This window comes from Roseovarius sp. MMSF_3350, from assembly GCF_030733425.1.
GTDB lineage: Bacteria > Pseudomonadota > Alphaproteobacteria > Rhodobacterales > Rhodobacteraceae > Roseovarius.
Map to the genome: position 1 here is coordinate 1 of NZ_JASHIZ010000001.1, position 19,772 is coordinate 19,772.

A 19,772-nucleotide genomic window follows, 5' to 3' on the forward strand; every position below is an offset into this window, starting at 1 on the left:
CCCCCCCGCCTCTCTCGTCAGGACGTCTCTCGAGCTGGACTCGGTCGGGATGATAAAGGCTGATCCGAATTTACCCTAATAGTTCGCAGGCGGGTCACTCGCAGGGAAGGATTCGTCCGCCGCCTCATCAACCATATTCCATTGCCTTGGAGGGTCCGTCATTTCGCGCGGCCCTGCGACACGGACGCGGTTTTCCGAGCCTTGCCGTGACAAAACGGATGGTGAGTGAGACCTGCGGTTTCGCGTAGCCACGAGCACCAAGGCCAATGCCGTGGTTCCAAGTGCCAATAATGCGCTATTGCGCATGGCGTTTCCTTTCATTTCCGTTTCTCGAATCTAACCGTCGCTGCGGGGTTTCGGTTCCCCAAAGCAAGGGCTCGCTTGGGTCGACACCCCTGCGTGATGTGGCCTCCGATGAAGTCGGTCGGCTCTTTCCCGCTACCGGGATTCCCGGGTGGAACAACCTGTGCTCGGATCGGGTTAATGCTTCGAGGACAGTGGCCTGGCCTCGACGACCTTCCGCGAAAGCAGTGTGCGGACGCGACATCTTAAGGATACTCAATGAAACGCCGGCTGGCTCCTGTCTGGGGAGCATCGATTCTTGCGGTCGCAATACCTGTGGTTGGGGCCACGGTGTGCGTGGCGATTATCGCCGTTCAGCTGACATTGATCGCCCTTCGATCTTTGATCGCGCGGCTGCCGGCACGAATTGGCTCGGCCCGCAAATACACTGAGAAACCCAACTTCTCGGTGCATGTCGCAACCCACTCCGAGCCGCCCGATATGGTCATCCGGACATTGCGGGCCCTGCTGGATCAGGATTGGCATCCCGATTTCCGCGAGATCATCGTGATGGACAACAACACGCTCGATCCGACCCTGTGGAAACCGGTGGAGTGCTTCTGCAAAAGCCATCCAGACCGCATCACGTTTCTGCACCGGACAGGCGTCAGCGGCGCCAAGGCCGGTGCTCTCAACATCGCGCTGGAACATTCCGGCCCCGATACGACCCATGTTGTGACGGTGGACGCAGACTATGTCGTGCACCGGGATTTCCTGAGCCGCGCCGCGGAAGCCCTGCATCGGACCGGAGCGGACTATGTCCAGTTCCCGCAATCCTACGTCGCCACCACGACCGCGGCACCGGGAATAGATGCCGAACTCGAAGAATATTTCCGGGCCAATGCAGCCGTCGCCGACGAGGCCGAGGCGGTGCTGTTGACCGGCACGCTCTGTGTGATCTCCAAACCGGCGCTCGTTGCCGCAGGCGGCTGGTCCGGCGCCACCACGACCGAGGACGCGGAACTCGGTGTACGTCTTTGCGATGCGGGATTTACCGGTCGGTTCATCAATCAGGTGGTGGGCCAGGGCCTGCTGCCGCTGTCCTTGAAGGATCTTGAAAAACAGAGGTATCGCTGGAGCAGCGGCAACTTCCAGACCTTGTTGCGTCACTTCCGGACGATCATGACTCCCGCAGGCTCGCTCTTGCTGCCAAAGCGTCTGGTGATCCTGTCGCAACTGACAGCCTGGTTCAACCCGGCATTGGTGCCCGGCATCATGCTGCTGGTCTGGCTGATGGCAGGATGGGATCAGACCATCGCGCCCACGCTGGCGGCCGCGGTCATCGTGCTTGGTCTCTGCGACATTGTCCTGCGGGTCATCGGTCGCGGCGTGCGCGATCACCTGGCGCCCGGCGTGATCCTGCACGCTCTCGCCTGTCGTATCGCTCTGGCACCGCAATCGGCAAAGGCAACCTTCGATGCGTTCTGCGGCGGGTCGCTGACCTTCATCGTGACCGACAAGTCCGGCGCATGCCGCACGAACCCCAGAGATCTGCATTCCTGTCATCTGCTGCTGTTCGCAGCCGCGCTCATCGCTCTGATCACGGCACCGCAAAGCAATCCGCTCATCCTCACGGCACTATTTTGCCTGATGCTGCCGCTGCCTGCCGCGGTGATTACCGACCTAAGCCTGCGAAACTATCGAAAGGCGCTGATTGCGCCGAAGAAAGTGATCACGCCATGACGTCCGATCCGCGCGCACCCCTGGTCGATATCATCATCCCGACCTTCAACCGGGCGCACCTGATCCAAGGCGCCATCCGCGCCGCGCTGGATCAAAGCTGGTGGAACATTCGTGTCACCCTGATCGACGATGCAAGCACCGACGCCACCCAAGAGGCCGTCCGCCCGTTCCTGTCCGACGCACGTTTCAACTATATCCGGCTGGCCAACAACCTGGGCACCGCCAACGCCAAGAATGCGGGCCTTCTGCTGACCGGTGGCGATGCGGTTACGTTTCACGATTCCGACGACTTGCCCCACCGTGACAAGGTGCTGCATCAGGTACGTGTCCTGACGGCACGGGACATCGGCGCCGACGATTGCCTGAACTGGGACCTGGCGGGCAAGACAGCGGGTCAGTGGCTCCAGGTCAGTGCGGCACTGACACATCACGAGATGATCCTGCCCGACGGGCGCCGCGTCGAAATCCGCCGCGACATCTCTCTGCTGGATGACGTGTTTCCCAATCTCCAGATGGGCTCGCGCGTTCCCGGTGACTGGACGCATATCAACTCGGGTCTGTTCTGCGCCGGCGTGTTCGGTCGGCTTGGCGGGTTCGAGGACTGTATCGAGGAGGACCGGGAATTCCGGAATCGGCTGATCCTGAACGGAGAGATCATCTGGGTCGTGCCGGAACTGCTGCTGACCAAGATCGAGACGCCCGACAGCCTGACACAGTCGGCAGTCTCGGACTACGATAGTTCCAGACGCAAGGCCGATCGGCAGATGGTCTGGGAAAAGGTCGATCTTTGGCGGCGCAGCGGCAGGGTCGATCCCGTGCCGGTGGATATCCCGGCGCTTGGCGTAAGCTGGGTCAGCCGACCCGACCTTCTTCGGCGGCGCGACATCCCGGCGACGCATGACACCTGTGTGCAAGTGGAAAGGATCCTGTCGTCAGTCTCGGCGGAACAGGTGGCCGCGCAATGAAGACGATAAGACACTGGACCGCATGCGCCCCCTTCGCGATTGTCGATCCCTGCAGCGCCAGGGGCTATGATCTGCCGGATCTGAACTCTGGCGGGCTTGGCGGTACGGAAGCGACAGTGCTGCGGGTGGCGAAGGCCCTCGGCTCACGCTTCGCGATCACGCATTATCAGAACGGCCGCGACAATCGGCGCCTGTCCGAGGCGGGAGAGCTGCGGCCCCTCCAGGACCTCGATGCCGCGAAAGAGCCTGCCACCCTGATCGTCATCAACCGCTGGAAGGTGGCGGTCAAACTGCGCAGGCAACACCCCGACACGCCTGTATTCCTCTGGCTGCACGTCTATCCCGGTCGTCACAATCGCAAGATGGGCGCCGCACTGAAAGCCGCCGGCATCACCGTCATCTGCGTATCCAACACTCACGCGCGTGAACTCGCGACCTTTCTGGGCGCGGACGATGTTCCAAGCATCCGCGTGATCTGCAATCCGATAGACGACGCCCTGCGCCCCGACGACACGCCCCGCAATCGCGACCGATTGCTGTTCGCCAGCTCGCCTCACAAGGGGCTGGGAGAAGTGTTCGAACAATTCGCCACCCTGCGCGACGCCTTACCGTCGCTGACGCTCGCCGTCGCGGATCCCGGTTATCTGCGGTGGGACACCGGCCCGGTCCCAAGTGGCGTGGTTTTCATGGGGTCGCTGTCACACCGGTCCCTGATCCGGCAGATGCGCCGTGCGCTGTGCCTGTTTTACCCCCAGACAACCTTTGCAGAGACATTCGGCCTCGTCCTGGCCGAGGCCAACGCGGTCGGCACGCCCGTCGTGGTGCATGGCGAACTGGGCGCCAATGCGGAAATCGTCGCGGATGCGGATCAGCGGGTGGACGGGCATGACCCGGCTCAGATCCTCGCGCGCATCCGCGCATGGCGCGACGCCCCGCCGCAGGTCACCGCCAACCCGGCCTTTCGATTAAGCAAGGTCGCCAGGGACTGGACCCGACTACTCGATTCCGTCCCGACGCGCCCGCAAATGAGCACAGTTTAGATCATGACAACCTTCGCACCTTTAAACCAGCTGCCACCATCCCATGCCCGCGAACCTGTGCCGCCCGATGTAGCACAGGCCCTTCACGCCGCCGCCGCGGATGAAGAGCGCGGGAAACGACCGATCAGCCGCTCCATCGATCTGCTGCGGCAGGCTGGCCTTCTGAGGGATGACGGCGCGACCGATCCCGCCCGCACCGCTCGCGCGCTCATGCAGGTCGGCGCCGCAAATCTGTCCGTCGGACGGCTTTGGGAGGGGCATGTCAACGCGCTGTACCTCATTCGCCTCCATGGTTCCGAGGCGCAGAAGAGGGACGCGGTCCATCGTATAGCCGACGGAGCCTTGCTGGGCGTCTGGGGGGCCGATGGCAATGTGCCGGTGACGCTGGATGCCGCAGCCAAGCGCCTTGATGGCAACAAGCATTATGCCTCGGGTCTGGGCACCGTGACCCGCGCGCTTGTCACGGTTAACTCTGGTCCCGAAGTACGTCTGGCCCTGGTCGATGTGACGGACGCCGCCCGCGCCGACCCCTCGACCTGGAACATGCAGGGGATGTGTTCGACAGCCTCGGGCGGGTACGATTTCACGGGGGTGCCAGCCGATGAGGTCGAATGGATCGGCGGCCCCGGCGATTACCTGAAGGAGCCGCATTTCGTCGGTGGGGTCTGGCGGATCGCCGCGTTGCAGGCCGGCGCCACCGTGGGCTTGCTGGACAGGGCCGCGTCCAAACTTCGCGCCGCGGAACGCATGGATGCAGAGGCTCAGAAGGCTCGTCTGATGGACGTGCTGATGCGCGCCTGGGCCGGCATGGCAATGACCGAGCGGGCCGCCGCCGCAAGCGCCGACCACTTCGTCGCGCAGGATGACATCGTTGCCACATCGATTGCCGCCCGGCTCTATACCGAAGAGGTGGGGCTCGACGCCATTCGGGCGGTCGAACAAAGCATCGGCCTGCAACATTTCGAGGTCGGGTCCGAGACCGGGCGCATGGCCCGCGATCTGTCGGTCTATCTGCGGCAGGTCGCCCGGGATGCGTTCCTGCAGCGGGCGGCGCAAACGGCCCTTGGAAACGACGGGCGGATCTGGGGGGTGTTCGGATGAATATCGCGCACTTGCCTTTGTTGCCGGACGCCTTCCAGGGCCACGAAAAGCTCGTTGTCCTGGCCCCGCATCCCGACGATGAATCCCTGGGCTGCGGCGCATTGCTGGCGCGCGCCTTCAGGGGCGCAGGCGCTCATGTCGTCTGCCTGACCGATGGAAGTGCAAGCCATCCCGGGTCGAGCGTCTGGACACCCAAGCGGCTGGCGGCACGGCGACGGGCCGAACTGACCCAGGCCATCGAACACCTCGGCGGCAGCGCACATGATCTGACATGGCTGGGCATGGCCGACAGTCGCCTTTGTCAGGCAGACGAGACGACCGTTGCCGCCCGGCTGGAACTGGTCATCGAAACCCTTGGCGCACGCCATGTCTTCGTTCCCGCAGCCGAAGACCAGCACGCGGATCATCAGGTCACCGCGCGTATCGCGACCGGACTGCGCGACCGACGCCCCGATTGGACATTCTACAGCTATCCTGTCTGGTGCCGCTGGCACGATCCGCAGTTCGAGCAGACCGTCGCCCATCGCGCTCCGATTTATCTGCCGCCGGGTGATCTGACCGGGAAAAAGCATGCAGCGATCCACGCACATCGGACCCAACTGGGGCAGGTTGTCACCGACGATCCATCGGGCTTTACCCTTCCGCCGGGGTTCGTCGAGAAATTCCTGACCGAAGACGAGATCTTCTGGAGGATGCCGTGATGGCTGTGGGCCGCACTCATCTCGACGCGCTTTATGCCGACACCCCGGACCCATGGGATTTCGAGCATAGCGATTACGAGCAGGCCAAGTTCGCCGCAACACGGGCCGCCCTGTCACGGCCTCACTATGTTTCAGCCTTTGAACTGGGCTGCGGCAACGGTCAACTGGCCCGGACTCTTGCAGACATCTGCGACCGTTACACCGGCATGGATGCGGTGAGCGTTGCAATCGAGGCCGCCCGCAATACGGTGCCGGATGCCCGCTTCATCCACGGCTTCTTTCCCTGTCCTCTTCCCGCGGACGAGTTCGACCTGCTGATTCTGTCAGAGATCCTCTATTTTCTCGACTCCGGCAGTCTGCAGACTCTGGCCGGCGCAATCGCAACCTCCTGGCCTGAGGCAGAGGTGCTCTGCGTGTCCTGGCTGGGTGACACGGGGAACGATCTGCAGGGCGAGGAAGCGCTGGCCATTTTCATGCGGGCGCTGGCCACACATGATTTCGACCGCGTGGCGCATACCGACGGTTATCGCATCGACCGCGGGTTGCCGGGGGTACAATCATGAGGCCCGCCCCCGCAAAAGACACGGCCATCGTCATCCCCGCCCGGAACGAGGAGAAACGCATAGCGCACTGCCTGAACGCGCTGGCCGAACAATGCTCGGCCAGGGTCGTCGTGATCGTGGTAGTGAACAACTCGACAGACAGCACGGTTGCCAGGGCCCGCGACGCGGCCCTCAGGCTTGGCCTGGATCTGAGGGTGTTGCAGCGCAGACTCGAGCCACACGAGGGCGTCGGAACCGCACGGCGTATCGGGTGTGACCATGCCCTTCAGCACGTTCCGGCGCTTAGATACCTGCTGACGACCGATGCGGATTGCATCGTTGCCCCCCAATGGCTCGCCAGAAACCTGGCGCATCTCGAGACGTCCGACGCGGTGTGCGGCAAGGTCGAGCCGATCGCGGTCGAGGCAGATATCCTCGATGGCGTGAACCCGCAGTTTGTATCGCTGGAAAGCACTTACAGAAAGCTGGTGCAGGAGATCTACGCCGGTCACGCCCAGGGGTGCGCGGACGTCGCCGGGACGCATGGCGAGGCCGCGGGCGCAAGCCTGGCGTTCTCGAAGAGCGGATACCTTGCGGCTGGCGGTTTTGCCCCGATCCCCTGCGGCGAAGACCGTCGGATCGTGCGGGCGCTTCGCTCCGCCCGGCGCCGGGTGCGTCACGCCGACGATGTGACCGTGCAGGCCTCCTGCCGCCTTGCGGGTCGGGCATCCGGAGGCATGTCGGACACGCTAAGGTCGCGCATCGGGGCGTCGGATTACCTGGTCGACGACTGCCTTCCGCCGGCGGATTGGCTTGTCAGCCATGTCGAACGCAGATCGCTCGATGTCTGGCCGCCGCAAGTGCCCGCCCGACTGCGTTTCAGTGTGCATGACCTGCCGCGCCATATCGAACGACTGGACAGATTTCGGAATTCGGAGCGGTCGAAGACCGCTGCGATGGCTCCGGCAACAGCATTGCCCAATTCCCACTCTGGCGCGCTGCAACCGGACAAGGCGTCAGTGAACATCCTCGCTGACGTCGATCTGCAGGCGAACTGGTCCATGAGGCCGCTTTCCTGCATCAACTCAAACCAACGTGTCGGCCGTGCCGACCGTGAAAGGAGCCCAGGATGACAACGTTGAAAGACCTTTATATCGAAGAACTTCAGGATCTCTGGTCCGCGAATGACCAGATGTCGGGCGTCGTTTCGTCCATGGCGGACAAGGCGTCCGACAGCAAGCTGTCGAACCGACTGAATACAGCGAAGGATGGCATCGGCAAACACATCGACCTTCTGAAATCCCTTCTCGAAGACGCCGGTGCGGAAGTGCAAAAGGAGCACTGCAAAGGGATGGAAGGCCTCGTGTCGGAGGCCCGCAAGCACGGCCTCGACAGCGACATGAGCGGCGCCGCACTGGATGTCGCGATCATCGCGCAGTACCAGCGGCTGTGCCACTACGGGATCGCCGGCTTCGGAACGACCAAGGCCTTCGCCGAAGCGCTCGGACTGGACGATGCCGTGAAGAAACTCGATGCCGCGCTGGACAAGATCTATGGGTCTGACGATTTCATGACCGATCTCGCAGAACGGTCCAGAAACCTCGAAGCCAAGGCCTGAACGACATGCCATGCCAGTGAGGCGGTGATCATCGCCTCACTGCTTAGCGACAGCCCCGGCCGAGTGCCCGCCGTAGCAGGTAACGGCGATCGTACTCGGACCGTCCCTGACGCGTCCCGATGGGGCGTTGTTCGAAAGGAGACCACCTTGACCGAGAAAAAACACACCGACACGACCGCAAAATTGCGGGACGATATAGATCGTGGCGAAGGGGCGGATAAAGTCGGATTTCCCGATCCGGCCGCCGCGCCTCTTGGCACCGATGCAGAAGCGGGCGGGTTCAGCCCGACACCCGAGGAAGTTCGCACTGCACGTCAACATGAAATCGAAAAACGCCCTGCCGGACCTGCAAGTCCAACCGGCCCTCGTCCTGTGAGCATGAACCAACCTGCCCGAGGCAAAAAGCGGAAATGGCTGATACCTTTCTTGCTGATTGCCATCGGAGCGCTGGTGCTCTTCGCGATATTGAGCTGAATGCGTCCGAAGTGTCGCGATACGTCAGGAAAAACGGTCAAGCCATCCGGGCTTGGCGCGCCATCCACCGCGCGGCGGGTTCTGCCTGCGTCTCAGCTATCCTCAGGTTCGGCCATCCGCCGATGCATCTGCGCGATGACGGTATCTGGCAGCAGCCCGGAAAAGGTCGCCTCCACCTTGTTCATGAAGCCGGTGACAACGCCGCTCTGCCCCTTTATCATGGCGTCATATCCTTTTCGGGCCACCATGGCGGGATCATCCTTGCCATCATCCTGGCCCACCGGCGTATCCTCCATGTGGGCCCGGTCGAAGAACTCGGTCTCGGTCGGGCCCGGCATCAGGCAGGTGACGGAAACATCCGTGTCCTTCAACTCGTTACGCAGCGCGTAGCTGAGACTGTCGATATACGCCTTGGTGGCGTTGTAGACCGCCTGATAGCTGCCGGGCATTAGGCCGGCGATGGACCCGGTCACCAGAATGCGGCCCCTCCCCTGCCGCTTGAGCAGGCGGCCCGCCTTGTGCAGCAGCAGCGTGGTGCCGGTGACGTTCAGGTCGATGACGCGACGGATTTCGGCAAAGTCCTGATCGAGGAACGCCTCGCCCAGCCCGACACCCGCGTTGGCCATCAGGTAGTCGACGTGCCGACTGCCCAGATGGGCGACGAGTTCGTTCACGCCGTCCTCGGTGGCCAGATCGGCGTGCAGGAGGTCGACATCGACCTTGTCACGCAATTCGGCACCGACCTCTTCCAGCTTCGCTTCGTTGGCACAGAGGATGAGGTCGTGCCCCTCCTCTGCGCAGATGCGCGCCAATTCCCGCCCGATGCCGGTGGAGGCGCCGGTGATGACCGCAAGCTTGGTCTCGTCTGCCATGATCGCCTCCTCAGGCTCCGGGCGTCAGGACCACCTTGGTCCAGTCGTCCTGGTTGGAATGAAAATTCTCGTACCCTGTCGGCGCCTCTTCGAGCGACAGGCGGTGCGAGATCAGGAAAGTGGTGTCGATCTCGCCCTCCTGGATGCGCTTCAGCAACTCTTCGCTGTATTTCTGCACATGGGTCTGCCCGGTGCGCCATTGCAGGCCCTTCTCCATGAAGGCCCCGGTGGGGAACTTGTCGAGAAAGCCGCCATAGACGCCGGGCATGGAAACGCGCCCGCCCTTGCGGACGGCCATGATCGCCTCGCGCAGCACGTGGCCGCGATCGGCACCGATGCCGACCTTCTGCTTGACCGTATCCATCACGTTGTCGGGGTAAAATCCGTGGCTCTCCATGCCCACGGCGTCGATTACCGCGTCCGGGCCGATACCACCCGTCATCTCGCGCAGGGCTTCCAGAACGTGGGTCCGGCGATAGTCTATCACCTTCGCGCCCAGTTTGCGCGCCAGGTCCAGTCGATTGGGGTAGTGATCGATGGCGATGACCTGATGCGCGCCCATCAGCAGCGCGCTCTGGATCGCGAACAGACCCACAGGCCCGCAGCCCCAGACGGCGACGGTATCGCCTTCCTCGATGTCGCAATTCTCCGCCGCCATCCAGCCGGTGGGCAGGATGTCCGACAGAAACAGAACCTCCTCGTCCGAGGGGCCGTCGGGAATGACGATGGGACCGACATCGGAATAGGGCACGCGCACGTATTCCGCCTGCCCGCCGGGGTATCCGCCCGTGAGGTGCGAATAGCCGAAAAGGCCGGACAATGCCTCGCCATAAAGCGGCTCGGTCAGATCCTGCTTCTCGGCCGGGTTGGAGTTGTCGCAGGCCGAATACTGCTGCTTCATGCAGTGAAAGCATTTGCCGCAGGAGATGGTGAAGGGCACGACCACGCGCTGATCCTTTTTCAGCGTGCTGTCGGGGCCGGTTTCGACCACCCGGCCCATGAATTCGTGGCCCAGGATATCACCCTGCATCACGCCGGGAATGACCCCGTCATATAGGTGCAGGTCCGAGCCGCAGATGGCCGTGGCCGTCACCTCGATCACCGCGTCGCGGGGATTGACGATCTGCGGGTCGGGCACGGTGTCAACGCGCACGTCATGGGTTCCGTGATAAGTCAGCGCTCGCATCTTGCTCTCCTCAATCCGTCTTGCGATTTTGCGAGGTCGTGATCTCGCCGGTTTCCATCAACATCTTCAGGCGCTTGAGTTCATGTCGCCCCTGAACGCGCGGTTCTCTCTGGAACAGCTTGGCGATCATCTGCCCAAAGCGTCCTGCTGGCGGGACATAGGCGATGACGGCCTCTACCTCAGTGCCGCGCCCGCCGGGCGCCTCGCGGAACATCACCTTGCCCTCGGTGTCGATGTCCGACTCCTCCACCGAGCGCCAGGCGATCTCCTCGTTCTCGCGGTCCGAGACGATGCGGCTGCGCACCGTCACGCTTTGGTTTCCGGGGGCGGCGATGGTCCAGGTGGTCATGTCGCCTTCGGTCTCCACCTTCTCGACATGAGACATGAAACCGGCAAGGTTGGAAAAGTCGCGCCAGAAGGCATAGACCTCGTCTATCGGCCGGTTGATCGTGACGCTGCGGCCGGACACCGCGTAGTCGCCATAGCGGCTCTGCCGGCTGGTTCGCCCGGGCGCGCTGTCGGGGACCCCCGGCAACCGGGGCGGCGTCCGGGTTTGTTGCCAGTATGCCACAGCCCCCACCGTTAAAAGACCGGCCCCGAGCATCAGGGCCGCGTCGCGCCCCTTGGTGCCGACATTTACTCTGTAATCATGTTCCATGAATTGCCTCCATTCCCAACCTCAACAGGTGGTGCGGCGCAATGTTCCCGGATTGATGAAGGGTTTCGGCGACTTCCCGCGCCTTGCCGGGCAGGGTCGGCCCGTGGGGGGAACAAACGGACCGATCCGTGGTTCCCGCACCATGACACCACGTTCCGACATGAAGTCGGGTCGAGAGGAGGATTACCATGGCACGACATTACGATGACCTGGGACGCGAGGAATTTGCGCGTCACGAACGCCTGCAGGATCGGCAACGCCGCAGTAACGGCGAACAGCGCGGTTACCACCCCGAGGATCACCCGCACCGTCACAGCGATGACAGGCCGGGCTACGGCCCACGTGGCCAGCGTGACGAATGGCGGGATCCGCCCGGACGTTACGCGGGCGGGATGTCCGACAGTTACGGCCACGGCGCGATGCCGTTCGACGAACCGCGTGCCGGCTACGGCCCCTATGCCCGCCCGGACCGCGCAGAACGCCAGCGCGACCGGCATTTGCCCGAACATCAACAGGGCGAGGATCGCGGTTTCCTGGACCGGGCAGGGGATGAGATAGCCTCCTGGTTCGGAGATGAGGCAGCCCACGCCCGGCGCGAGGAGGACCACCGCGGACGCGGCCCCAAGGGCTATGTCCGGTCCGACGCGCGGATCGACGAGGACGTGCACGAACGCCTGACCGACGACCCGTATGTCGACGCGAGCGAAATCACGGTTTCGGTCAGCGACCGCGAGGTCACGCTGGACGGGACGGTCGATTCGCGCAGGGCAAAGCGCCGCGCCGAGGATTGCGCCCACGACGTTTCGGGCGTGACCCACGTGCAGAACAATCTGCGGGTAAAGGTGCCTTAACCAAAGCCTGAAAGGTGCTTTGGCAACTCACCGTCGGGCCTGTGCCTTTTTAACAGATGGCGCAGGCCCTCGGGATTGACCTGCGCACGAGAGGCTGACCGCCAGGGCATCCCGGCGGTCGAAATATCTCGACGTTCAGTAGCGATAGTGCTCCGGCTTGTAGGGGCCTTCAGGCGAGACGCCGATATAGTCCGCCTGGTCTTGCGCCAGTTCCGTCAGCTTCACGCCGATGCGGTCCAAGTGCAGACGGGCCACTTTCTCGTCCAGATGCTTGGGCAGGATATAGACCTTGTTCTCGTACTCGCCGCCGTTCTTCCACAGCTCGATCTGCGCAAGCACCTGGTTGGTAAAGCTGGCCGACATCACGAAGGACGGGTGGCCGGTCGCGTTGCCGAGGTTCAGCAGACGCCCTTCGCTGAGCAGGATGATGCGGTTGCCCGAGGGCATCTCGATCATGTCGACCTGTTCCTTGATGTTGGTCCACTTGTGGTTCTTCAGGCTGGCCACCTGGATCTCGTTGTCGAAGTGGCCGATATTGCCGACGATCGCCATGTCCTTCATCTCGCGCATATGCTCGATGCGGATGACATCCTTGTTGCCGGTGGTGGTGACGAAGATGTCGGCGGTTTTCACCACATCCTCCAGCGTCGTCACCTGGAACCCGTCCATCGCGGCCTGCAACGCGCAGATCGGGTCGACCTCGGTCACGATCACCCGCGCGCCGGCGCCTTTCAGCGAGGCGGCAGAGCCCTTGCCCACGTCGCCATAACCCATCACGACGGCAACCTTGCCGGCCATCATCGTGTCGGTGGCGCGGCGGATCCCGTCGACGAGCGATTCCTTGCAGCCATACTTGTTGTCGAATTTCGACTTGGTCACAGAGTCGTTCACGTTGATCGCAGGAAAGGGCAGCTGCCCGTCGCGCACCAGCTGATACAGGCGATTGACCCCGGTGGTGGTCTCCTCGCTGACCCCTTTGATCTGGTCGCGGATTTTGGTGAACCAGCCGGGGCTGGCCTCCATCCGCTTCTTGATCTGGGCCTTGATGACCTCTTCCTCTTCCGAGGTCGGCGTCGGGATTACATCCTCGCCCGCCTCGGCCCGTGCACCCAGCAGGACATACAGCGTTGCGTCGCCGCCGTCGTCGAGGATCATGTTCGGCCCGTCCTCGAACAGGAACGACTTGTCCAGGTAATCCCAGTGCTCTTCCAGCGTCTGACCCTTGACCGCAAAGACCGGCGTGCCGCCCTCGGCAATCGCCGCCGCGGCGTGGTCCTGCGTCGAAAAGATGTTGCAAGAGGCCCAGCGCACATCGGCGCCAAGCGCGTTCAGCGTCTCGATCAGAACGGCGGTCTGAATGGTCATGTGCAGACTGCCGACGATGCGCGCGCCTTTCAGAGGCTTCTCCGCCCCGTATTCCTCGCGCAGGGCCATCAGGCCCGGCATCTCGGTTTCCGCGATATCCAGTTCCTTGCGCCCGAAAGCGGCGAGGCTGATATCCTTCACCACATAGTCTTTTGCCATCTGTTCAATCCTTGCAATCGCGTGTTGCAGGGCAGATAGCACCGGCGCGTTCCACGGGCAATGCACACTTGCCCCCGCTGCGACGCCCGGTCCGGACGTTTCAATTCAAGCGCGGTCTAACTGGCCGATCCCAGCACATGCGCGTCCGGTCCTTGCTGGTGCCAGTCGGTGCCGGTGGCCATGATGCAGGTCTTGCCGTCGGGCATGGTCATCATCACGGTGAAGGTCCCGGTTTCACGCGACGACCAAACCTCGACCAGCGCTTGCTTGTCATCCGCCGTCTGCAAGCCGGCGGCGGTGGGCTGTTCGTCGTAATGCGCGGCCAGCCGCTCCACGACCGTCTCGCGGTCTGCACAATGCGCGGCTGTGGCGGGCGTGCTGGTGGTGAATGCGCCCAATGCTGCCCCGACCGCTGTCAGTTGCCTGATCATCTCAAGCTCCTTTCACAGGTTTATCGAAGGCACGCCGCAGCAGACCCGGCCCGCCCCGTTTATGGTCGCGGTCACGTCGATGCGGGGCGGTGCTCGATTGTCTATTTGCCTCGTGCGCCCGGCATCGTTGGCAGCAGTGATGCGATATGGCCAGTGTGCGGATGAAATGTGGCGAGAATGTGGCAAGCGGCTCGGATCAGCGAAGCTTTGCAATTCGTCCGGCCCGCGCATACACCAAGGACAATCGCTTTTACCACGGAGCCCGCCGTGCCGCCTCCCCGTGCCTGGCAAAAGATGCTGTCCGGTCGCCGTCTCGACCTGCTGGACCCGACGCCCGTCGATATCGAGATCGAGGATATCGCCCACGGTCTCGCTTTCGTCGCGCGCTGGAACGGGCAGACAAACGGCGATTTCGCCTATTCCGTGGCCGAGCATTCGCTGTTGGTGGAAAGGCTCTATTCCCGCCTTGTTCCGCGCCCCGAGCCGAAATGGCAACTTGCCGCCCTGCTGCACGACGCGCCGGAATACGTGATCGGCGACATGATCTCGCCGGTCAAGAATGCCGTCGGGCCGGGGTATGACGTGCTCGACAGGCGGCTGGCAGCGGCGGTGCACCTGCGCTTTGGCCTGCCGGCCACGATCCCGGCGCAGGTCAAGAAGACGATCAAGAAGGCCGACAAGATCAGCGCCTGGATGGAGGCGACGACCATCGCCGGCTTTTCCGAAGCCGAGGCGACCCGCTTTTTCGGGACGCCTCCGTCTGAAATCGTCGAGGGTCTCCGCATCGTACTGCGCCCGCCGATGGAGGCCCGCGCCGATTACACCGCCCGCCACGCCGAGCTGATGCGCCTAACCGAATGATCCACGTCCGGCAGGCCAATCCGCTCGACGCGCGCCAGATGGCGGATCTGTTGAACGAGATCATCGCCAAAGGTGGCACCACCGCGCGGACCACTCCGATCACTGCGGATGAAATGCGGTCTGAAATGCGTCTCTATCCCGGCCAAACCGCTTGGATACTGGCCGAGGACGACAACGCTCATGTGCTTGGGTTCCAGCATATCGGCCCGCATCCCGAGCTGCCGCCCGAGGCCGCGGACATCGCCACTTTCGTGCGGCTGGGTCAGACCGGCCTTGGGATCGGCTCGCAACTGTTCGAGGCTACAAAGACCCTCGCGAGGCGGCTGGGTTACGAACGGATAAACGCCACGATCCGCGCCGACAACGAAAGCGGCCTGACCTATTACCAAAGCAAGGGGTTCGAGGATTACCGACGCCTGCCCGACACGGTGCTGGCCGACGGCACCACCGTCGACCGCCTGTGCAAGCGCTACGATCTGTAGCGTTTCGGCTTTGGGATAAATCGAACTGCATCACCTTTTGCGTTGAAATCGTCAGATTTCAAGCAGCGAAAGGTGATCCATCAGAAGTCGAAATGCTTTATCGCGGTGAGCGTTTCGCCAGGATCCGCTGCAATGTCCGGCGATGCATGTTCAGCCGCCGCGCCGTCTCGCTGACATTGCGGTCGCACAACTCATAGACCCGCTGGATATGCTCCCACCGCACGCGGTCGGCGCTCATCGGATTGTCGGGGGGCGGCGGCATTTCGTCATCCTTGGCCAGCAAGGCGTTGGTAATGTCCGTCGCATCGGCGGGTTTCGACAGGTAGTCCGTCGCCCCGATCTTCACCGCCGCCACAGCGGTGGCAATCGCGCCATAGCCCGTCAGCACCACGACCCGGCTGTCGGGCCGCCTTTCCCGAATGGTTTCGACCACGTCGAGGCCATTGCCATCCTCCAGCCGCAGATCGCACACGGCATAGGCCGGCGGCCGCGCCGTGGCGATGGCCTGCCCCGCGGCTACGGAGCCCGCCATTTCCACTTCGAAGCCCCGCTTTTCCATCGCCTTTGCCAGGCGCCGCAGAAAGGGCTCGTCGTCATCGACAAGCAGCAATGTCCTGTCGGCTCCGATCTCCGTGTGCTCGGCTGTCATGCAAGTCTCCTCCCGCTTGCGCCTTTAGATCTAGCGCTGGCCCATGATGCGTCAAACTATCGCAGGGTCAACTGGCATCTAAGTAGCACTGGACACGGTCGGCCATTTGCTCTGCCGTGTCATCCCGCCGGAAAAACTCGACAAATCCATGTTCGGGCAGGGTAAGATAGGTGAATGTCGAGTGGTCCACGAGATAGTAATCGGGATCATCGCTGTCCTGTCTTGACGAGAACGCGCGATAGGCGTTGGTCGCGACCTTCACTTGCTCCTCGCTGCCTGTGAGGCCCAGCAGATCGGGGTGGAAGGCATCGGTGAACTCGCGCATCACCTCGGCCGTGTCGCGCTCGGGGTCGACGGTGATGAAGACCGGCTTCACGTCTTCCCCCCGCTCCTCCAGCATCTCCACTGCGGCCACGTTGCGGGCGTTGTCGATCGGGCAGACATCGGGGCAGAAGGTATAGCCGAAATAGATCAGCGACGGTTTGTCGATCACGTCTTCCTCGGTCACCGTCTCGCCGGTTTCACTGACCAGCGTGAACGGCCCGCCGATGGCACCGGCCCCGCCGACCACGGCGCCGCCCCGGCACTGGGCGAACTGTTCGCCGTCCGCGCCACCGCGCTGGGTGACGAAATAAGTCACGCCCAGCAACGCGATCACGGCCACTCCCGCAAGAATTGCATATACTCGTGTCATGGCGCCCGCCCTCTCGCTAGGAATATCCGCTTGCCTGTGGCACATCTAAAGCCACCCTTCGGCGAAGGAAAGAGAGACAAGATCACGCATGGCACAAACCCACGCGACCTCGCAGGAATTCGGCTCCGGCCGGCAGTCGGTCCCGCTGCGCACGCTGATCATGCTGCGCTGGTGGGCGGTGATCGGGCAATTGGCAGCACTCCTGGTCGCGCAATACGTGCTGGGGCTCAGCCTCGCCTTCGGGCTGTGCTATTTCGTCGTCGGCCTGTCGATCATCTCCAACGTCACGGCTTATTTCGTCTTTCCGGAAAACAAGCGGCTCAGCCAGCGCGAGACGCTGCTGGTGGTGCTGTTCGACATGCTGCAGCTCAGCGTGCTGCTGTACCTGACCGGGGGTCTGCACAACCCGTTCTCGATCCTGATCGTGGGGCCGGTCACGGTTTCGGCCTCGGCGCTGACCGCCGGCTCGACAATCTTTCTCGGTGGCACGGCGATCCTGATCACATCCCTGCTGACGCGTTTCTACATGCCGCTGACTGCGCAGAACGGGCAGCTGCTGTTCATCCCCGACCTTTTTCTTTTCGGCAACTGGACCGCGATCCTGATCGCGGTGGTGTTCCTGGGGGTCTATTCCCGCTGGATCGTCTCGGAAATGTACGCCATGTCCGAGGCGTTGCAGGCCACGCAGATGGCACTGGCCCGCGAACAGAAGCTGACCGACCTAGGCGGGGTGGTGGCCGCCGCGGCGCACGAGCTGGGCACGCCTCTTGCCACGATCAAGCTGACCAGCGCGGAACTGGCCGAGGAGTTGGACGACCATCCCGACCTGCGCGACGACGCCCTCTTGATCCGCGAACAGGCCGACCGCTGCCGCGATATCCTTCGGTCCATGGGGCGGGCGGGCAAGGATGACCTGCACCTGCGCCGCGCGCCGCTCTCGGCACTGCTGGAAGAGGCCGCCGAACCGCATCTTCACCGGGGCAAGGACATCCGGTTCGAGATCGTCGCCGACATCGCCCATGCCGGGCCGCAACCCACCGTCCTGCGCCGTCCCGAAATCATCCACGGGCTGCGCAACCTGATCCAGAATGCGGTTGATTTCAGCCGAAACAGTGTCTGGATCGACAGCGAATGGAGCGATACGAACATCACTGTCCGGATCATGGACGACGGGCGCGGCTACCCACAGCAGTTTCTGGGCCGCATCGGCGAGCCCTTCATCCGACGGCGCGCCGCACGCTCCGACGCACAGCGCCCGGGCTATGAGGGCATGGGCTTGGGCCTGTTCATCGCCAAGACGCTTCTGGAACGCTCGGGCGCGGACCTGACCTTTGCCAACGGCAGCGACTCGTTCCGCAAGCGCGAGGGCTATTCCGACCGCACAGGCGCCTTTGTCGAGGTGTCCTGGCCGCGGTCACGGCTGGAAAGCGACGACCGGCAGGGTCGCCAGTCCCTGGGCGACAACCAGTTGATCGAGACCTGAGGCAAGACTTGTTAACGGCGCATTAACCTTGGCGCGTCATGCTGGTGCCTGTCACGGGAGCAGGGACATTTTGCATGGCTGGTTTCACGCCTCTTTCGCTTGCACTGGCTCTCGCGGCCTCGGCGGTGATCTCGCTGCTGGTTCTGTGGGTGTTGGGCCGGTCGTGGCGCGCCGCCGCACAGGACCCGCCCGCACCGGACAAGCAGGCTGCACTCTCCGCCAGTTTCCTTTTTCACGACGACGAGCTCACGCACCTGGATACCCGGCCCGATGCCCTGTCGGGTCTTGCCTCGGGCGAAATCGGCCAATGGTCCGACCTGCGCCACTGGCTGGGCAACCGCTTCGGGCCGCTGCCCCGCTCCCTGACCGAATTGGAAGACGGCGAAAGCCGCGATCTGCCCGCAACAGGCAACAGCGACAGTGCCTCGCTGACCCTCTCGCGCCACCACGGTGCCGAACGGGTCGAGGTAACCGAGCCTGTCGCCCCCGGTCCGCTCGACCGGCACCGCGCGCGCCGGCTGGACAACGCCGTCGCGCGCTACCAGGCGGTTTTCGACCACGCTCCCTGTGCCGTGCGCATGCTGGATACGGCCGGCCAGACGATCTGGGAGAACTCCGCTTTCGCCGATCATCCCCACTCCCTTGCGCAACGTCTGGTCGAGGCTTCCACCGGGGCGGGCGGCGCGACCCGCGTGCGTGTACCCTCGCAAGACACCCCGCCGGACCGTATTTTCGAGGTCGAGCACGTCCAGACGGGCGACGTCCGCGCCGTCTTTGCCACCGACGTCACCCGCGTCGCACATGCCGAAACGGTCCGGCGCGAATTCATCCAGACCCTGACCAAGATATTCGCCCACCTGACGACCGGCCTTGCCATCTTTGACCGGAACCGCCAGCTGGCGCTGTTCAATCCCGCGCTGCTGGACCTGACCGGGCTTCCCGCGCCGCTCTTGTCGGCGCAACTGCCACTGATGCAGTTCTTCGACAGCCTGCGCGACAATCGCGTTCTGCCGGAGCCGAAGGACTACGCCACTTGGCGCAAGCAGATCGAGGACATGATCACTACCGCCGCCGGGGGTCTGTATCTCGAGGACTGGCATTTGCCCAACGGCATGACCTATCGCGTCACCGGGCGTCCGCACCCGGACGGGGCAATCGCCTTTCTGTTCGAAGATATCACCGACAACGTCTCGCTTACGCGGCACTATAACAGCCAGATCTGCCTGCGGGATGCCGTGCTCGACGCCAGCGACCAGGCCATGGTCGTGTTCGGTCCGGACAACGTCTTGACCCTGTGCAACCTGGCCTGCCGCCAGATGCTCGAGGTCGATCCCGACGCCTCGTTCGCGGATATGACGTTGCGCGATTTCCTGGCGGCCGGTCGCAAGGTGCTGCCGGGCCTGGACTGGTCACGGATCGAACAGGCGGTGCTGGCACGCGACGCGGTCAAGGTCACGCTGACCGGGCAGAATGGTGCGTTGCTGTCCTGCCATGTCCGGCACCTGCCGGGCAATTCTGCGATCATAACGCTGAGTGCCCTTGGCAAGGTGTCCCGCACGGCTGCAAAAGTGTCCGTCTGAACTGCGCTGTGGGTTGCAGGCCATTCCCGGCGGTG

The 19,772-nt window shown here is 63.3% G+C and carries 21 protein-coding genes; 14 read left to right on the forward strand and 7 right to left on the reverse strand.

What is annotated here, in order from left to right:
- Window positions 1-561 precede the first annotated feature (561 nt).
- The 9 genes from RBB31_RS00005 to RBB31_RS00045 all read left to right on the forward strand — a co-directional run bounded on the left by RBB31_RS00005 (window position 562) and on the right by RBB31_RS00045 (window position 8,466).
- The gene (locus RBB31_RS00005; RefSeq protein WP_306127209.1) at window positions 562-2,025 is read left to right on the forward strand and encodes a glycosyltransferase family 2 protein; all 1,464 of its coding nucleotides are present in this window, start codon (window positions 562-564) and stop codon (window positions 2,023-2,025) included.
- A complete protein-coding gene (locus RBB31_RS00010) occupies window positions 2,022-2,990 on the forward strand; it encodes a glycosyltransferase family 2 protein (protein WP_306127210.1) in 969 nt (322 codons plus the stop codon). The genes RBB31_RS00005 and RBB31_RS00010 overlap by 4 nt, the downstream gene beginning before the upstream one ends.
- On the forward strand, window positions 2,987-4,030 hold the full coding sequence (locus RBB31_RS00015) for a glycosyltransferase (protein ID WP_306127211.1): 1,044 nt from the start codon (window positions 2,987-2,989) through the stop codon (window positions 4,028-4,030). The genes RBB31_RS00010 and RBB31_RS00015 overlap by 4 nt, the downstream gene beginning before the upstream one ends.
- 3 nt (window positions 4,031-4,033) lie before the next feature.
- Complete coding sequence (locus RBB31_RS00020) at window positions 4,034-5,131, forward strand: acyl-CoA dehydrogenase (RefSeq protein WP_306127212.1); 1,098 nt, start codon at window positions 4,034-4,036, stop codon at window positions 5,129-5,131.
- The gene (locus RBB31_RS00025) at window positions 5,128-5,832 is read left to right on the forward strand and encodes a PIG-L deacetylase family protein (protein WP_306127213.1); all 705 of its coding nucleotides are present in this window, start codon (window positions 5,128-5,130) and stop codon (window positions 5,830-5,832) included. The genes RBB31_RS00020 and RBB31_RS00025 overlap by 4 nt, the downstream gene beginning before the upstream one ends.
- Window positions 5,832-6,395 (forward strand): SAM-dependent methyltransferase, encoded by a 564-nt coding sequence (locus RBB31_RS00030; RefSeq protein WP_306127214.1) that lies wholly within the window; start codon window positions 5,832-5,834, stop codon window positions 6,393-6,395. The genes RBB31_RS00025 and RBB31_RS00030 overlap by 1 nt, the downstream gene beginning before the upstream one ends.
- Complete coding sequence (locus RBB31_RS00035; RefSeq protein ID WP_306127215.1) at window positions 6,392-7,507, forward strand: glycosyltransferase family 2 protein; 1,116 nt, start codon at window positions 6,392-6,394, stop codon at window positions 7,505-7,507. The genes RBB31_RS00030 and RBB31_RS00035 overlap by 4 nt, the downstream gene beginning before the upstream one ends.
- The gene (locus tag RBB31_RS00040; RefSeq protein WP_306127216.1) at window positions 7,504-7,992 is read left to right on the forward strand and encodes a ferritin-like domain-containing protein; all 489 of its coding nucleotides are present in this window, start codon (window positions 7,504-7,506) and stop codon (window positions 7,990-7,992) included. Before RBB31_RS00035 ends, RBB31_RS00040 begins: the two co-directional genes overlap by 4 nt.
- Window positions 7,993-8,139: 147 nt before the next feature.
- Complete coding sequence (locus RBB31_RS00045) at window positions 8,140-8,466, forward strand: hypothetical protein (protein WP_306127217.1); 327 nt, start codon at window positions 8,140-8,142, stop codon at window positions 8,464-8,466.
- 92 nt (window positions 8,467-8,558) lie between these two features.
- Here the strand turns inward: RBB31_RS00045 and RBB31_RS00050 are convergent, their stop codons facing one another.
- The 3 genes from RBB31_RS00050 to RBB31_RS00060 are packed head-to-tail and all read right to left on the reverse strand — an operon-like array spanning window position 8,559 to window position 11,182.
- Entirely contained in the window at window positions 8,559-9,338 is a 780-nt protein-coding gene (locus RBB31_RS00050) for an SDR family oxidoreductase (RefSeq protein ID WP_306127218.1), read from the reverse strand.
- Window positions 9,339-9,348: 10 nt separating this feature from the next.
- Window positions 9,349-10,524, reverse strand: a complete 1,176-nt coding sequence (locus RBB31_RS00055; RefSeq protein WP_306127219.1) for a zinc-dependent alcohol dehydrogenase — start codon at window positions 10,522-10,524, stop codon at window positions 9,349-9,351.
- A gap of 10 nt (window positions 10,525-10,534) precedes the next feature.
- Window positions 10,535-11,182, reverse strand: coding sequence for an SRPBCC family protein (locus tag RBB31_RS00060; protein WP_306127220.1), 648 nt, complete (start codon window positions 11,180-11,182; stop codon window positions 10,535-10,537).
- A gap of 188 nt (window positions 11,183-11,370) precedes the next feature.
- Between RBB31_RS00060 and RBB31_RS00065 the strand changes: the two genes are divergently transcribed.
- Entirely contained in the window at window positions 11,371-12,033 is a 663-nt protein-coding gene (locus RBB31_RS00065) for a BON domain-containing protein (RefSeq protein WP_306127221.1), read from the forward strand.
- A 135-nt stretch (window positions 12,034-12,168) separates the two neighbouring features.
- On the opposite strand, the gene ahcY is transcribed toward RBB31_RS00065, so the two are convergent.
- Window positions 12,169-13,557, reverse strand: a complete 1,389-nt coding sequence (gene ahcY, locus RBB31_RS00070; RefSeq protein ID WP_306127222.1) for an adenosylhomocysteinase — start codon at window positions 13,555-13,557, stop codon at window positions 12,169-12,171.
- 116 nt (window positions 13,558-13,673) lie between these two features.
- Complete coding sequence (locus tag RBB31_RS00075; protein ID WP_306127223.1) at window positions 13,674-13,988, reverse strand: hypothetical protein; 315 nt, start codon at window positions 13,986-13,988, stop codon at window positions 13,674-13,676.
- 294 nt (window positions 13,989-14,282) lie between these two features.
- On the opposite strand from RBB31_RS00075, the gene RBB31_RS00080 reads away from it, so the two are divergent.
- Window positions 14,283-14,849, forward strand: coding sequence for an HD family hydrolase (locus tag RBB31_RS00080; RefSeq protein WP_306127674.1), 567 nt, complete (start codon window positions 14,283-14,285; stop codon window positions 14,847-14,849).
- Window positions 14,846-15,331, forward strand: a complete 486-nt coding sequence (locus RBB31_RS00085) for a GNAT family N-acetyltransferase (RefSeq protein ID WP_306127224.1) — start codon at window positions 14,846-14,848, stop codon at window positions 15,329-15,331. The genes RBB31_RS00080 and RBB31_RS00085 overlap by 4 nt, the downstream gene beginning before the upstream one ends.
- Before the next feature lie 97 nt (window positions 15,332-15,428).
- Here the strand turns inward: RBB31_RS00085 and RBB31_RS00090 are convergent, their stop codons facing one another.
- On the reverse strand, window positions 15,429-15,980 hold the full coding sequence (locus RBB31_RS00090; protein ID WP_306127225.1) for an ActR/PrrA/RegA family redox response regulator transcription factor: 552 nt from the start codon (window positions 15,978-15,980) through the stop codon (window positions 15,429-15,431).
- 67 nt (window positions 15,981-16,047) lie between these two features.
- Window positions 16,048-16,674 (reverse strand): SCO family protein, encoded by a 627-nt coding sequence (locus RBB31_RS00095; RefSeq protein WP_306127226.1) that lies wholly within the window; start codon window positions 16,672-16,674, stop codon window positions 16,048-16,050.
- A gap of 88 nt (window positions 16,675-16,762) precedes the next feature.
- On the opposite strand from RBB31_RS00095, the gene regB reads away from it, so the two are divergent.
- Together regB and RBB31_RS00105 are read left to right on the forward strand one after the other, a co-directional pair.
- A complete protein-coding gene (gene regB, locus RBB31_RS00100; protein WP_306127227.1) occupies window positions 16,763-18,157 on the forward strand; it encodes a sensor histidine kinase RegB in 1,395 nt (464 codons plus the stop codon).
- 74 nt (window positions 18,158-18,231) lie between these two features.
- The gene (locus tag RBB31_RS00105; RefSeq protein ID WP_306127228.1) at window positions 18,232-19,737 is read left to right on the forward strand and encodes a PAS-domain containing protein; all 1,506 of its coding nucleotides are present in this window, start codon (window positions 18,232-18,234) and stop codon (window positions 19,735-19,737) included.
- The last annotated feature ends 35 nt before the right edge of the window (window positions 19,738-19,772 follow it).